The organism is Halopseudomonas yangmingensis, assembly GCF_900114825.1.
Lineage (GTDB): Bacteria > Pseudomonadota > Gammaproteobacteria > Pseudomonadales > Pseudomonadaceae > Halopseudomonas > Halopseudomonas yangmingensis.
In genome coordinates, this window is record NZ_FOUI01000015.1 from 1 (window position 1) to 13,657 (window position 13,657).

13 protein-coding genes and 1 tRNA gene are annotated in these 13,657 nt (G+C 62.3%); 12 read left to right on the forward strand and 2 right to left on the reverse strand.

The window, feature by feature from the left end:
* Window positions 1–660 (forward strand): IS21-like element helper ATPase IstB (gene istB, locus BMZ23_RS12225; protein WP_143069595.1); only part of this gene is annotated, 660 nt, incomplete at its 5' end.
* A 173-nt stretch (window positions 661–833) separates the two neighbouring features.
* A complete protein-coding gene (locus BMZ23_RS12230) occupies window positions 834–1,319 on the forward strand; it encodes a hypothetical protein (RefSeq protein WP_093477791.1) in 486 nt (161 codons plus the stop codon).
* 236 nt (window positions 1,320–1,555) lie between these two features.
* Here BMZ23_RS12230 and BMZ23_RS12235 read toward each other — a convergent pair whose 3' ends face one another.
* Window positions 1,556–2,902 (reverse strand): Fic family protein, encoded by a 1,347-nt coding sequence (locus tag BMZ23_RS12235; protein WP_093477794.1) that lies wholly within the window; start codon window positions 2,900–2,902, stop codon window positions 1,556–1,558.
* 330 nt (window positions 2,903–3,232) lie between these two features.
* Here BMZ23_RS12235 and BMZ23_RS12240 point away from each other — a divergent pair, with 330 nt between their 5' ends.
* The 7 genes from BMZ23_RS12240 (at window position 3,233) to BMZ23_RS14995 (ending at window position 9,944) form a co-directional block, all read left to right on the forward strand.
* Entirely contained in the window at window positions 3,233–3,613 is a 381-nt protein-coding gene (locus tag BMZ23_RS12240) for a VOC family protein (protein ID WP_093477797.1), read from the forward strand.
* A 221-nt stretch (window positions 3,614–3,834) separates the two neighbouring features.
* Complete coding sequence (locus tag BMZ23_RS12245) at window positions 3,835–4,425, forward strand: hypothetical protein (protein ID WP_093477800.1); 591 nt, start codon at window positions 3,835–3,837, stop codon at window positions 4,423–4,425.
* A 139-nt stretch (window positions 4,426–4,564) separates the two neighbouring features.
* A complete protein-coding gene (locus tag BMZ23_RS12250) occupies window positions 4,565–6,001 on the forward strand; it encodes a thioredoxin family protein (RefSeq protein ID WP_093477803.1) in 1,437 nt (478 codons plus the stop codon).
* A complete protein-coding gene (locus BMZ23_RS15300; protein ID WP_281242332.1) occupies window positions 5,998–6,534 on the forward strand; it encodes a UGSC family (seleno)protein in 537 nt (178 codons plus the stop codon). Before BMZ23_RS12250 ends, BMZ23_RS15300 begins: the two co-directional genes overlap by 4 nt.
* 24 nt (window positions 6,535–6,558) lie before the next feature.
* Window positions 6,559–7,950, forward strand: coding sequence for an L-seryl-tRNA(Sec) selenium transferase (gene selA, locus BMZ23_RS12265; protein ID WP_093477812.1), 1,392 nt, complete (start codon window positions 6,559–6,561; stop codon window positions 7,948–7,950).
* Window positions 7,947–9,830: a selenocysteine-specific translation elongation factor gene (gene selB, locus BMZ23_RS12270; RefSeq protein ID WP_177197284.1), complete on the forward strand. Its 1,884-nt coding sequence runs from the start codon at window positions 7,947–7,949 to the stop codon at window positions 9,828–9,830. Before selA ends, selB begins: the two co-directional genes overlap by 4 nt.
* A 19-nt stretch (window positions 9,831–9,849) precedes the next feature.
* Window positions 9,850–9,944, forward strand: a tRNA-Sec gene (locus BMZ23_RS14995).
* 2 nt (window positions 9,945–9,946) lie between these two features.
* Here the strand turns inward: BMZ23_RS14995 and BMZ23_RS12275 are convergent.
* Window positions 9,947–10,555 carry a LysE/ArgO family amino acid transporter gene (locus tag BMZ23_RS12275; RefSeq protein ID WP_093477818.1) on the reverse strand — a complete coding sequence of 203 codons (609 nt, stop codon included), beginning with the start codon at window positions 10,553–10,555 and terminating at the stop codon, window positions 9,947–9,949.
* 91 nt (window positions 10,556–10,646) lie between these two features.
* Here BMZ23_RS12275 and BMZ23_RS12280 point away from each other — a divergent pair, with 91 nt between their 5' ends.
* The 3 genes from BMZ23_RS12280 (at window position 10,647) to fghA (ending at window position 13,604) form a co-directional block, all read left to right on the forward strand.
* On the forward strand, window positions 10,647–11,510 hold the full coding sequence (locus BMZ23_RS12280; protein WP_093477821.1) for a LysR family transcriptional regulator ArgP: 864 nt from the start codon (window positions 10,647–10,649) through the stop codon (window positions 11,508–11,510).
* 117 nt (window positions 11,511–11,627) lie between these two features.
* Window positions 11,628–12,746, forward strand: a complete 1,119-nt coding sequence (locus BMZ23_RS12285) for an S-(hydroxymethyl)glutathione dehydrogenase/class III alcohol dehydrogenase (RefSeq protein ID WP_093477824.1) — start codon at window positions 11,628–11,630, stop codon at window positions 12,744–12,746.
* Between the two features lie 3 nt (window positions 12,747–12,749).
* Window positions 12,750–13,604 (forward strand): S-formylglutathione hydrolase, encoded by an 855-nt coding sequence (gene fghA / locus BMZ23_RS12290; RefSeq protein ID WP_093477827.1) that lies wholly within the window; start codon window positions 12,750–12,752, stop codon window positions 13,602–13,604.
* The last annotated feature ends 53 nt before the right edge of the window (window positions 13,605–13,657 follow it).

Sequence of the window (13,657 nt, forward strand, 5' to 3'; positions counted from 1 at the left end):
GTCAGCTTCGCCGACTTCCTGGAGAAGCTGCTGACCGCCGAGATGGATGCACGAGGCGAACGAACTCGCCAGACGCTGTTGAAGATGGCCACGCTACCGGCGGTCAAAACGCTGGAACAATACGACTTCGGCTTTGCCTCCGGCGCGCCCCGCGCGCAGCTTCAGGAGCTGGCAACTCTTGCCTTCATCGAACGTGCTGAGAATGTAGTTCTGCTCGGCCCGAGCGGCGTCGGCAAGAGCCACCTGGCAACAGGCCTGGCCTATCGAGCGGCCATGGCCAGCATCAAGACGCGCTTTATCACGGCGGCCGACCTGATGCTTCAACTGAGCGCTGCGCACCGCCAAGGGCGGCTCAAGGAGTATTTCAATCGAGCGGTGCTGGGGCCGCGTTTGCTGGTGATCGACGAAATAGGCTACTTACCGTTCGGACGTGAGGAAGCCAATCTGTTCTTCAACGTGGTCGCCAAGCGCTACGAACGAGGCAGCATGATCCTGACCAGCAATCTGCCGTTCACCCAGTGGGCGTCTACCTTCGCTGACGATCAGACGCTGACCGCGGCCATGCTCGACCGGCTGTTGCACCACGCCCACATCGTGCAGATCTCAGGCGAAAGCTATCGACTGAAAGACAAACGAAAGGCTGGGAATACACCCAGCTAATCAGCCACTCCAGGGGGTCAATTTTACTTCGGCGATTCAGAGGCAAAGGGGGTCACTTTTCAGTCGGCGTTGACACATAACAAGCGGTTCAAGTCGTTCGCTTCGCTCACTGGGACGGGCTAAGCCCGCCCCTTAACCAAACGTTATACATCACTCACAACATGGAGGTTTTCATGAAAATCAGACTGGCCAGCACAATAGCACTTACCCTCGCCATCAGCGCCTGCAGTGATAACAACGAAAGCACAATTGGAATTTATAAGCACAATGTAGCGTTAACAGGAACCGAAATAATCTCCGAAGTAAAGAAGGATGGCGATACATACATATTCGTTGGTGACGCAATCAAAAATAAGAATGTAATAGCATTATCAAAAACCCCGGACGGGCTTTCATATAACAATATCCCACTAAAAGTCTCCGAGGATGGAAATACACTTTATTTCGGAAAAATAACCGGTACGCGAGTTGATGCAAACTATCTTTCCGAACGCATAACCACTATCGAAAACAACAAAAAAATCTGCGCTGAATTACAGGCCGAGGTCGACAAAAATGAGAAAACAATGCCAAAAGAACAGTGGAATGATTACAACAAATTATTGAAAACCAAAACGCCTGATGGTTGTCATATCATTGGCGCAGGCATGCGCTGGTAACGTATAACAATTGGTTCAAATCGCTCGCTTCGCTCACTGGGACGGGCTAAAGCCCGCCCCTTAACCAAACGTTATGTGCCCAAGGCTTCGTTTAGAACATAGGCTTCAAAAATATGAAAGCAATAAACCGGGGTCAAATAAACCGGGGTCAGATGAAAATTAAATTCAACGGTGATCAGCAATCAGCACTATGGAATTTCATCCCTCACAGCTAATGTCTGATCACCTGTAGATCCCTAGACCTTGCCAGTGTTCAGCCTTGTCAGGATATCAGACGGTGCTATATATAAAATGGTCTTGCCATCTTTTGTGCTGAAAAACAGTTTCATTTCAGTCAGCTTTTCCAGGTGTGTTCTTGCTGTGTTAACCGAGACTGAATAAGCGCTTGAAACCGCTTTTGAACTAAACACACGTCCTGGCTCCTTAACTGCCTTTTTGATCAAATCTTTCTGGATAAAATTCAGCTTGTTTCCCCAAGCAGTTTTTTCCAGGGTTTCTGATATTTTCTTGAATTCATCTGCTTTTTTATCGAGATAACGCTTTAGTTCATCAAAAGCCCTGGTGATAATCTCAAGTTGATAGTAGATAAAGTAGGTTAGATCGTTATCATCCTTCTCCGTGTACATAAACGAAAGGCCATAGTCTTTTGGTTTTTCTTTAAGCAATTTGCTTATTGATACATACTTAAACAAATGGTATTCACTCCTTAGCATGAACCAATAGAAAACAGCCCTCGCTGTTCTTCCATTCCCATCACGAAAAGGGTGTTCATAGCCCAGCATAAAGTGAAGAATTATCGCCTTGATCACAGGGTGAATAAAGTCGCTTCCATTAAGACCTGTGTGCTCCGTATTCGCGAAAGTACAGAGTGCCTGTATCCGATCAACTATCAGGCTGAAATCAGGGGGCTGGTGGGCAATATTACCATCTCCATCCTCAATATAAATATCATTATCTATTCTGAACTGGCCTGGGATCACGTTGTTCTCCGTGGTCCCTGATGTGGCAATGCGATGAAACTCTAGAATAACGTCAGTTGTCAATGTGCTACTTTTGTGTTGTTCGGCATACTTTAGCAGAAGATAGTTATTAAGGATCATCCTTTCATCTTCATTAACAGGCTCGCGCTCCTCTTCGAGCATTTTCTTCGCAACTTCTCTGGTTGTTGATGCGCCTTCGAGTTGGGCGCTGGTAATGGCTTCTTCCATGATTAGCGAAGAAACCAGAAACTTGTTCTGCAAGTTATCGCTCGCGACCGAATCAGCAATTGCGCCAACATTACCGCCGGCAATTTTGACCAGTTGGTAAAGCATGGCTTCCATAGAGTGTGGAGTGCAATATTGAAAGGGCTGACCAGCCTCATCGGTCAGAGTTAGGCGTTTGTATTGCGACATTCTCTTGAATTTGATGGCCTTCCAGATTGACGCGGCCTGGTCCTTGGGCAATCTCCACTTCAGTTGACTCCAATGCAGGTACCGGCCTTGACTGTCAGTCACATCGCAGATTTTCAACAGGGGGGCGATGACCTGGAAATCATCAGGAAGGTCCAGCAAGGGTGCTTTTTCTACTCTTGACTTAGCCATCTATCATATCTTCCAGCTTCTATTTGATTGGCTAAAATATGCCTCAGTGAAAAATAAAACGCAAATTCTAGGTTTTGCGTTTTGCGGCGCATGTGCGGTGCCCTTGGTCATCACCACTGCCGCCTCTTTTAGTTGGCAAGCGAGTGGTCTGGGAGGGCTGGACTTGCTGGCAGCATGGGAGGCGTGGCAAGTAGGGCTGGGGTTGGCAAATTACCGACTGCAGCTTTCCGCAACAGCTTCCCGCAACAACCTCCTGCTTGACGCAGCAGTACTTTGGCGCAAGGCTTGCCGGGCGTAATCTACAACAATTCATTCTGCAAGGAATTCACCATGTTCAGTCATGTCATGCTCGGTGCCAACGATATCCAGGCGTCCAAGGCGTTTTACGATGCGGCGCTGGGCGCTATCGGTATCAAGCCGGGGGTTATCGATCCCAAGGGGCGTCTTTTCTACTTCACCAAGACCGGCACCTTTGCCCTGACCAAACCGCTGAATGGCGAGCCGGCCTCCTGTGGCAATGGCAGCACCATCGGTTTTGCAGTGGACAGCCCGGAGCAGGCGGATGCCTGGCATGCGGCCGGGCTGGCGAATGGCGGCACGGCCTGCGAGGACCCGCCGGGTGTGCGTGAGGGTGGCGGCATGAAGCTGTATCTGGCCTATCTGCGTGATCCGGCCGGCAACAAGATCTGCGCGATGATGCGCATGCCCTGAGTGGTGATAAGCCGCAGGCTGCCTGGTTCGCTACGGCCTGCGGTCTTGCGATGACGGGGTGGGGGGCTTCCAATGGGCAGGTTGTTCTGGCATGGCGATCAGCGGTTTCCACTAACAGGCTGCTGCGAACTGACGAATCCTGAACCAGACTCCCTTCAGGCAATTGCCAGCCAGTTCAGCTGATCAGTCACGGTGACAGGTATGTTTTTCCGTTGTCCGGCATGTCATGCCAAAAGCATTTTTTTTCGACCCTGTTTCTGCATGTCTGGGGCGCCAAGGAGCATGCCCGCTCCAATCGTTTCGAGTGCACCCGCTGCCATCGCCTGCTGGGCAGTTTTTATTCGCCGGTGCCGTTCTTTCTGCTTGGTGCGCTGGCGCAATTGTTCGTTTTGCAGAGTGGCGGCGTGCGCGATCTGTGGATCGGCGGGCTGCTGTTTGCGTTGCTGGCGCTGTTCTGGTTTCCCATCCGTGAGCGGCCCGAGCGCGAGCAGGATTCGGTGTTTGCGGCGGTGCGGCGTTTCCGTGATCCGATCGATCAAGGGGTTTTCTATATCGAGAGCCGTCTGCTGTCGGTTGCTGCCGGTTTGCTGGTTGCCCGGCTTGCGCTGCTGCTGGTCAACCAGTGGCTGCCCGGTGCCCAGGCGCATGCCGGCGGGTTGATTTTTTTGTTGCCGGTGGGCGTTGCCGGGCTGCTGGCGGCCTTCGCCTTTTCCGCGCTGATCTACCGGGTCGGGCGCAGCAATGGCCGGTTGCGTGTGGCGCTGGATGTTGCGCTGCTGGCGTCGGTGCTACTGCAGGTTGGTGCATTGTGATCCCCGCAGGCCGGCGGACTCGCCAGCACTGATACCCCGCCAATCACCCCGCCGATGATTGCCCCGCGCTGTTGGCAACTGCCCGGCGCCTGCCTATGCTGGATCATCACCGAGACACAAGACCCGCAGAGGGCTTTGCATGCCTGTATCCCTGCCCGATGGCCTGATTGTGGTGGCCAAGGCCGATTGTCCGACCTGCCGGCTGGTCGAGCCGCTGCTGGCTGAACTGGCCGGGGCCGGCCCGTTGACCGTATATGTGCAGGATTCCGCCGACTACGCGGCGAGCCTGCCCGGCACCCTGTATGACCGGACCCTGGAACACTCCTATCGCCTCGGCATCGAGTTTGTGCCGACGCTGATCCGCGTGCGCGATGGTCAGGAGGTCGAACGTACCTATGGCTGGCACCGTGATGACTGGCGGGCGCTGAGTGGCGTGGCGGCGCTGGGTGAGGGACTGCCGCTGATGCGTCCCGGCTGTGGTTCCAAGACCCTGGAGCCGGGTATTGCCGAGCGGCTGGAGCTGGCCTTTGGTGACCTGCGCCTGCAGTCGCGGGAGATTGATGTGGGTGACGCCGAGGATGCCATCGAGGCCTGCTATGAGCGCGGCTGGAGTGATGGCCTGCCGGTGGTGCCGCCGACCCCAGTGCGGGTGCTGCGCATGCTCAAGGGCACCAGCCGTGCGCCGGATGAGGTGATCGGCCTGATGCCGCCGGATCTGGTGCCCTGCACGGTGGAGAAGGTCGCGGTGAACGCGGTGATGGCCGGCTGCAAGCCGGAATACATGCCGGTGCTGCTGGCGGCGCTGGAGGCTTCGCTGACCGATGCCTTCGGCCTGCACGGGCTGATCTGCACCACCATGTTCGGCAGCCCGCTGATTATCGTCAACGGCCCGGTGGCCAAGGCCATCGGCATGAATTCCGGGGTCAATGCGCTGGGCCAGGGCAACCGTGCCAACGCCACCATCGGCCGCGCCCTGCAACTGATCATCCGCAATGTCGGCGGCGGTCGCCCCGGCGAGATCGACCGCGCCACCCTGGGCAATCCCGGCAAGTACAGTTTCTGCTTTGCCGAGGCCGAGGACTCCGACTGGCTGCCGCTGGCCCAGGAACGCGGCATCGAGGCCGGGCGCTCGGCGGTGACGCTGTTCCCCGGCGAGGGCGTGCAGGGCATTGTCGACCAGAAGTCGCGTGATCCCGAGTCGCTGGCGCGTTCCTTTGCCCTGTCGCTGCGCACGGTTGACCATGCCAAGCTGGCGCTGGCCGGCGATGCCGTGCTGGTGGTGTCGCCGGAGCATGCGCGGGTGTTTATCGAGGCCGGCTGGTCCAAGCAGCGCCTGCGCGAGGAGCTGGAACGCCTGCTGCTGGCGCCGGGGGCCGAGCTGGTGGCCGGCGCCGGTGGCATTGCCGAGGGCATTCCGGCACAGTTTCGCGATATGCAGATTCCCAAGTTTCGTCCCGGCGGATTGCTGATTGTGCGGGCCGGCGGCAGCGCCGGTCTGTTTTCCGCCATCATTGCCGGCTGGGCCGCTTCCGGTGCAGTCGGTTCTTCTCCGGTAACACGCGAGGTACTCACATGAACGGGCATATCCTGCTCGATCCCACCGCCGAGCTGGCCCCGGCACAGCGCCCGAGACTGGCGCGCCCGGTCAGCCTGCAGGGCAAGGTGGTCGGGCTGCTGGACATCTCCAAGCCGCGCGGCAATGTCTTCCTCGATCAGATCGAGGTGCAGCTGGCGGCGATGGGCATCGAGGTCAGGCGTTACAGCAAGCCGACCTTCACGCGCATTGCGCCAACCCCGCTGAAGCAGCAGATTGCCGCCGAGGTGGATCTGCTGGTGGAAGGTCTGGCCGACTGAGGATCGTGCACGTCGTGCTGTATGCATGACATAGCCGATCTGGAGTCGCGCCGGATTCCGGGCGTGGGGGTTGCTTCCAGTGAATTTGTCGATGCCGCTGCCTTGCAGGCCAGGGCGCTGGGCTTTGATCCGGCGATGGTGTTTGTGCCGCATCCGATCCAGGACCGCACCGATGACGAGATGCGTGCCCTGGCCGATGCCGCGCTGTCCGAGATCCTGCGCCTGTTGCGCGCCGGGGAGGGCGACGGCAATTGAGTCGCCGTGCGGCGGGGGGTGGGCATGATCCCCGCCGCGCCAACTGCGGACAATCGGCCACCCTCGGTGGACCGCGCGCTCGGCTGGCCGGCCATGCAGGCGCTGGTCGCCAGCCATGGCCGGGCGCTGGTGCTGGACTGCCTGCGCGAAGCGCTGGATGACTGGCGCGCCGGCCAGCTGGCGGACGCCCCGGCACTGCTGCTGGCGGTGCAGCAGCGCATCGAACGGCGGCTGGCGCCGTCACTCACCCCGGTTTTCAACATGACCGGCACCGTGCTGCACACCAACCTGGGGCGTGCGCCGCTGCCGCCCGAGGCGATTGCCGCCATTGCGGCGGTGGCCGCCGGGGCCAGCAATCTGGAATACGACCTGCAGGACGCCGCCCGTGGCGACCGCGACAGCCACGTTGAGGCGTGGATCTGCCGGCTGACCGGGGCCGAGGCGGCCACCGTGGTCAACAACAATGCCGCGGCGGTGCTGCTGGTGCTGAATGCGCTGGCGGCGCGCCGCGAGGTGCTGGTGTCGCGCGGCGAGCTGATCGAGATCGGCGGCTCGTTCCGCCTGCCGGACATCATGGCCCGCGCCGGCTGCAAGCTGCGCGAGGTCGGCACCACCAACCGTACCCATCCGCGCGACTACGCCGAGGCCATCGGGCCGCGCACCGCGCTGCTGCTCAAGGCGCACACCAGCAACTATCAGGTGCAGGGCTTTACCAGCAGCCTTGATGAGGCGCAGCTGGTAGAGATTGCCCGTGCCCATCATCTGCCGGTGGTGGTTGATCTGGGCAGTGGTTCGCTGATTGACATGCAGGCCCTCGGGCTGCCGGCCGAGCCGGTGGTGCGCGAGGTGCTGGCCGCCGGGGTGGATGTGGTGACCTTCAGCGGCGACAAGCTGCTCGGCGGGCCGCAGGCCGGGATCATTGCCGGGTCTGCCGAGCTGATCGGCAAAATCCGCAGGAGTCCGCTGAAGCGCGCGCTGCGTTGCGACAAGCTGACCCTGGCCGCGCTGGAGGCGGTGCTGCGGCTGTATGCCGACCCGCAGACACTGGTGCAGCGGGTGCCGACCCTGCGCCTGCTGACCCGCCGCCAGGAACAGATTCGCCAGGGCGCCGAAGCCCTGCTGCCGGCACTGCAAGCCTGGGCCGGCGAGGACTTTGTGGTGGATCTGTGCGAGGTGCACAGCCAGATCGGCTCCGGCTCGCTGCCGCTGGAGACCCTGCCCAGCGCCGCCCTGCGCCTGCGCAGTCGCAACGGCAACCGGCGCAGCCGTAGCCGCGAGCTGCGGCAACTGGCCGAGCGCCTGCGCGGCCTGCCGTATCCGGTGATCGGGCGGATTGCCGAGGACAGCCTGCTGCTCGATTGTCGCTGCGTGGAGGACACCCGCCTGCTCGCCGAACAATGGCAGGTGCCGCAGTGATTATTGCCAGCGCCGGGCATGTCGACCACGGCAAGACCAGCCTGATCCGCGCGCTGACCGGTGTCGATACCGACCGGCTGGCCGAGGAAAAGCGCCGGGGCATGAGTATCGAGCTGGGCTTTGCCTGGCTGGACAATGGCGAGCACGAGCCGCTGGGCTTTGTCGACGTGCCGGGGCATGAGCGCTTTATCGGCACCATGCTGGCCGGGGTCGCGGCAGTCGATATGGCGCTGCTGGTGGTGGCCGCCGACGCCGGCCCCATGCCGCAAACCCTGGAGCACCTGAGTATCCTTCGGCTGCTTGGCGTGCAGCGCCTGTTGCTGGTGCTGAGTCGCTGTGATCTGGTCGAACCGGCGCGCCAGCAGCAGCTCGGTGAGGAACTGGCCGAGTGGCTGGAACAGCAGGGCTGGCCGGCTGTGCCGCAGTTTGCCGTATCCAGTGTCAGCGGTGCCGGGATTGATGCGCTGCGCCAGTACCTGCTCGACTGTGCCAGTAACCACCAGCGCCCGCCGAGCCAGGGGCCGGCCCGGCTGCTGGTCGATCGGCGCTTCAGCATTGCCGGTGCCGGCTGCGTGGTCACCGGCAGCTTGCACAGCGGGCGTCTGCAGGTTGGGCAAAACCTGCTGTGCGGCCAGCGCAGCCTGCGCGTGCGTGGCTTGCAGATGGCCGGGCGCGAGGCGGCGGTGGTCGAGGCCGGGCAGCGCTGTGCGGTCAATCTGGCCGGCGACTTGCGTGATGATCAGCCGCGCCGTGGCGACTGGCTGGGCAGCCTGCCGCAAGCGTTCAGCAACCGGCTGGATGTGGCGCTGCACAGCCTGCCGGACAGTCGCTGGCACCGGGGTGTGCTGCAGCTGCATCTTGGCGCTGCGGTGCATCCGGCACGGCTGGTGCTGCTGGAGGAGGGCCAGCCGGTGCTGGCGCAGTTGCTGCTGGAGCAGCCGCTGCATGCGCTGCATGGCGACCGCTTCATCATCCGTGACCCGGCGGCCAACCGCACCCTTGGCGGTGGCCGGGTGCTTGATCCGCAGGGTCAGCAGCGCGGGCGCAGCAAGGCGCCGCGCCTGCAGCTGCTGCGTGCCTGGGCGCAGGCCGACAGCCCGCAGCAGGCACTGCTGGCAGCGCTGCAACAGGGCCCGCTGGAGCTGCACGGCTTTGCCGAACGCTTCAACCTGACGCTGGCCGAGCTGCAGCAGTGGCTGGCCAGCGACGCGGCACTGGACGGGCAGGACGCGCCGGTGTTGCTGCAGGCCGGCAAGCACAGCTGGGCGCTGCACTGCCATCAGGCAGAGGCGATCTGGCAGGTATTGCAGCAGCATCTTCAGGCCTGGCACGCGGCGCACCCGGAGCGTCTGGGGCCGGGTGAGGGCGAGCTGGGTCTGGCCGGCACCCTGCACCTGCCGTTGTCACTCTGGCGCGCCCTGCTGCGCCACTGGCTGGACCAGGGCCGGCTGGGCCGGCAGGCCTGGGCCTGGCATCTGCCGCAGCACCAGCCGCAATTGCAGGCAGCCGACCAGCAGCTGCTGGAGCGCCTGCGGCCTTTGCTGCTGGAAGGGGGATTACGGCCGCCGATTGTTGGGGAGCTGAGTCAGCTGCTGGGTATCGAGCTGGCTGAACTGAAACTGTTCCTGCAGCGCATGCAGCGTGCCGGCCAGCTGATCGCCGTGGCGCCAAACCGCTATTACCTGCCGCAGCAGGTCGATGGGCTGGTGGCGCTGGCCCGGCAACTGGTGGCAGACTCCGCCAGCGGTAGCTTCAACGCCGCCGAGTTCCGCGACGCCTCCGGTATCGGCCGCAACCTGACCATTCAGGTACTTGAATACCTGGATCGTGCCGGGGTTACCCGGTTTCTGCGCGAACAGCGTTTTCTGGCGGGCGGCTAGCCGACTGCCAACCCGTTATGGAAGGACATCGTCCCCGGTGGGGCGCCCGGACTTCAACTCCGGTGAGATGCGCAGAGCGCGTCTGGTGGGTTCGACTCCCATGTCCTTCCGCCACTTCAGCCAACCAGCCCCCACAACAGCCCCAGCGCCAGGCTGAGCAGCATCAGCGCGATGCCGGCGTCGAACAGTTGCCAGGAGCGCGGGGTGCGCAGCAGGCGGGCCAGGGTCGGCGCGGCGCCGGTCAGGCTGCCGAACCAGACCGCCGAGGCTAGGCAGGCGCCCAGTGCATACAGCAGAGGGCTGCTTTGTCGGGCGCCGACGCTGCCGAGCAATACCACGGTATCCAGATACACATGCGGGTTGAGCAGGGTGATTGCCAGGGTGGCAGCAGCCAGTGCGGCGGCGCTGCCATAGACCGCCGATTCACCGGCCTGCAGCCGCGAGTTGCCGCGCCAGGCGCGCCAGGCCGACTGGCTGCCAAGCCACAGCAGCATAGCGACACCGCCCAGCGTCAGTACCGGCACCAGTTGCGGCAGGCGGCCTTGCAGGGCATCCAGGGCGAAAATGCCGAGCAGGATCAGCAGGCAGTCGCAGCCAATGCAGATGCCGGCCAGCAGCAGACGGTGCTGGCCGCGCATGCTGTGGCTGAGTACCCAGGCATTCTGCGCGCCGATCGCGGCGATCAGGCTGATGCCCAGACCAAAGCCACTGAAAAACGAAACCATGCAACTCTCTCCCCTGGTGATGCTGGTCATTCTGCCGGGGGCTGGCTACATTAATCCAACAAATGATTCTTGCTATGGATTAGTAAATCTTATGTTGGATTATCCCCTGTTGCAGGCCATGGCGGCGGTGGTCGAGACCGGCAGTTTCGAGCGCGCGGCGCAGCGGCTGTGCATTACCCAGTCGGCGGTCAGCCAGCGCATCAAGCAGCTGGAGAGCCGCCTGGGGCAGCCGGTGCTGTTGCGCAGCAGTCCGCCGCAGCCGACCGCGCTGGGCCGGCGCCTGCACAATCACCTGCGCCAGGTGCAGCAGATGGAGCAAAGCATTGGCCTGGGCGAGCCGCAGGAGCAGTTGACCCTGCGCATCACGGTGAATGCCGACTCGCTGGCGACCTGGCTGCCGGCGGCGCTGGCCATGCCGGACTGGCCGCAGGTGCGCTACGACATCAGCGTCGAGGATCAGGCGGTGGGCCTGCGGCGCATGAAGCACGGTGAGGTGATGGCCTGCCTGTGTGCCAGTGCCGAGCCGGTGAATGGCGGACGCGCGCAGTATCTGGGGCTGCTGCGTTACCGGGCGCTGGCCAGTCCGGATTTCCTGCAGCGTTATCGCCAGCCGCAGCGCCCGGACTGGCTGGCGCAGGCACCCTGTCTGGTGTTCAACCGGGACGACCGCCTGCAGCACGATTACCTGCGCCAGCATCAGGCCGCCGAGCCACGGCATACCCACGGCTGTCCCGGCTCGGAGGGTTTCTTGCGCTGTGCCATCGAGGGCATTGGCTGGGGCCTGCTGCCGGAGTTGCAGGCCCGCGAGGCGCTGGCCGCCGGTCTGCTCTGCGAGGTGTTGCCGGACACCCCGGTGGATGTGCCGCTTTACTGGCATTACTGGCGCGCGGAAAGCCCGATCCTCGCCGCCCTGCGCAATTCGGTGGTGCAGGTGGCCGCGCGCTGGCTGGTGTGAGCGGTTGGAAATCAGTCAGTGTTCCCCATCCGCAATACAGTTTTACCGCCCGCCGGATGACTCATGGTGGTCGAGTGACTACACTGGGGGCCGTTGTTCACCCCGATGGAGAATCTCATGATCAAGTCCCGTGCCGCCGTGGCCTTTGGCCCCAATCAACCGCTGCAGGTCGTCGAGGTGGATGTGGCGCCACCCAAGGCCGGTGAGGTGCTGGTGCGTATTGTTGCCAGCGGCGTCTGCCATACCGATGCCTACACCCTGTCCGGGCAGGACAGCGAGGGGGTGTTTCCGTGCATTCTCGGGCATGAGGGTGGCGGGATTGTCGAGGCGGTGGGTGAGGGCGTGACCTCGGTGAAGGTCGGCGACCATGTGATTCCGCTGTATACCGCCGAGTGCCGCGAGTGCAAGTTCTGCAAGTCCGGCAAGACCAACCTGTGCAGTTCGGTGCGCGCCACCCAGGGCAAGGGCCTGATGCCCGATGGCACCAGCCGGTTCAGCTATCAGGGTCAGCCGGTGTATCACTACATGGGCTGCTCGACCTTCTCCGAATACACGGTGCTGCCGGAGGTCTCGGTGGCGGTGATTCCCAGGGAAGCGCCGCTGGAAAAGGTTTGCCTGCTGGGTTGCGGTGTGACCACCGGGATCGGTGCGGTGCTGAATACCGCCAAGGTCGAGGCCGGTGCCACGGTGGCAATCTTTGGCCTGGGCGGTATCGGCCTGGCGGCGGTGATCGGCGCGAAAATGGCCGGTGCCAGCCGGATCATTGCAGTGGATATCAATCCGTCCAAGTTCGCCATTGCCGGCGAGCTGGGGGCGACCGATTTTGTCAATCCGAAGGAGCACGACAAGCCGATTCAGGAGGTGATTGTCGAGATGACCGATGGCGGGGTGGATTACAGCTTCGAGTGCGTCGGCAACGTGCAGTTGATGCGCGCGGCACTGGAGTGCTGTCACAAGGGCTGGGGCGAGTCGACCATCATCGGTGTGGCGCCGGCCGGGGCGGAGATCAGTACCCGGCCATTCCAGCTGGTGACCGGGCGGGTCTGGCGCGGCAGTGCCTTCGGTGGCGTCAAGGGCCGTACCGAGCTGCCGACCTATGTCGAGAAGTCGCAGCGCGGCGAGATTCCGCTGGATACCTTTATCACCCACACCATGGGGCTGGAGCGGATCAATGAGGCCTTCGAGCTGATGGAGCAGGGCAAGAGCATCCGCACGGTGATTCATTTCCAGGAGTGAGCCATGGCTGCCATCGAACAGATCGCCGCCAACCGCAGCTTTGGCGGTTGGCACCGGCGCTACCGGCACACCTCGGCGGTGCTCGGCTGCGACATGCAGTTTGCCGTGTATCTGCCGCCGCAGGTCGAGCAGGGCGAGCGGCTGCCGGTGCTCTACTGGCTGTCCGGGCTGACCTGCACCGACGAGAACTTTATGCAGAAGGCCGGCGCACAGCGCCTGGCCGCCGAGCTGGGACTGGTGATTGTGGCGCCGGATACCAGCCCGCGCGGTGCCGGGGTGCCGGATGACCCGGACGGCGCCTGGGACTTCGGGCTCGGCGCCGGTTTCTATGTGAATGCCACACAGCAGCCCTGGGCTGCGCATTACCGCATGTACGACTATGTCGTCAGCGAGCTGCCGGCGCTGGTCGAGGCGAATTTCCCGGTGACGGCCCAGCGCAGCATCAGTGGTCACTCGATGGGCGGCCATGGGGCGCTGGTCTGCGCCCTGAAGAACCCGGGCCGCTACCAGTCAGTGTCGGCCTTTGCGCCGATCAGCAACCCGAGCAATTGCCCCTGGGGGCAGAAGGCGCTGGGCAATTACCTGGGGCCGGAGCGCGACAGCTGGAAAGCCTGGGATACCTGCGAGCTGCTGGCGCAGGCCAGCGAACGTCTGCCGCTGCTGGTCGATCAGGGCGAGGATGACAGCTTCCTTGCCGAGCAGCTGCAACCCGAGGCGCTGCAGGCGGCCGCCGAACGGGTCGGGCATCCGCTGACCCTGCGCCGGCAGCCGGGCTACGACCACAGCTATTATTTTATCGCCAGCTTTATCGACGACCATCTGCGTCACCATGCACGGGCACTCGGGCGGCCGGGCTGAGGCCAGCCTGCCAGGCTTCCTATCGCCGCACTATCTGCGGTGAATAACTTGCC

Excerpts from the sequence above, each read along its gene's own strand:
- BMZ23_RS12230 (WP_093477791.1), top strand. The coding sequence starts at position 834 with ATGAAAATCAGACTGGCCAGCACAATAGCACTTACCCTCGCCATCAGC.
- BMZ23_RS12235 (WP_093477794.1), bottom strand. The coding sequence starts at position 2,902 with ATGGCTAAGTCAAGAGTAGAAAAAGCACCCTTGCTGGACCTTCCTGAT.
- BMZ23_RS12240 (WP_093477797.1), top strand. The coding sequence starts at position 3,233 with ATGTTCAGTCATGTCATGCTCGGTGCCAACGATATCCAGGCGTCCAAG.
- BMZ23_RS12245 (WP_093477800.1), top strand. The coding sequence starts at position 3,835 with ATGTCATGCCAAAAGCATTTTTTTTCGACCCTGTTTCTGCATGTCTGG.
- BMZ23_RS12250 (WP_093477803.1), top strand. The coding sequence starts at position 4,565 with ATGCCTGTATCCCTGCCCGATGGCCTGATTGTGGTGGCCAAGGCCGAT.
- selA (WP_093477812.1), top strand. The coding sequence starts at position 6,559 with ATGATCCCCGCCGCGCCAACTGCGGACAATCGGCCACCCTCGGTGGAC.
- BMZ23_RS12275 (WP_093477818.1), bottom strand. The coding sequence starts at position 10,555 with ATGGTTTCGTTTTTCAGTGGCTTTGGTCTGGGCATCAGCCTGATCGCC.
- BMZ23_RS12280 (WP_093477821.1), top strand. The coding sequence starts at position 10,647 with ATGTTGGATTATCCCCTGTTGCAGGCCATGGCGGCGGTGGTCGAGACC.
- BMZ23_RS12285 (WP_093477824.1), top strand. The coding sequence starts at position 11,628 with ATGATCAAGTCCCGTGCCGCCGTGGCCTTTGGCCCCAATCAACCGCTG.
- fghA (WP_093477827.1), top strand. The coding sequence starts at position 12,750 with ATGGCTGCCATCGAACAGATCGCCGCCAACCGCAGCTTTGGCGGTTGG.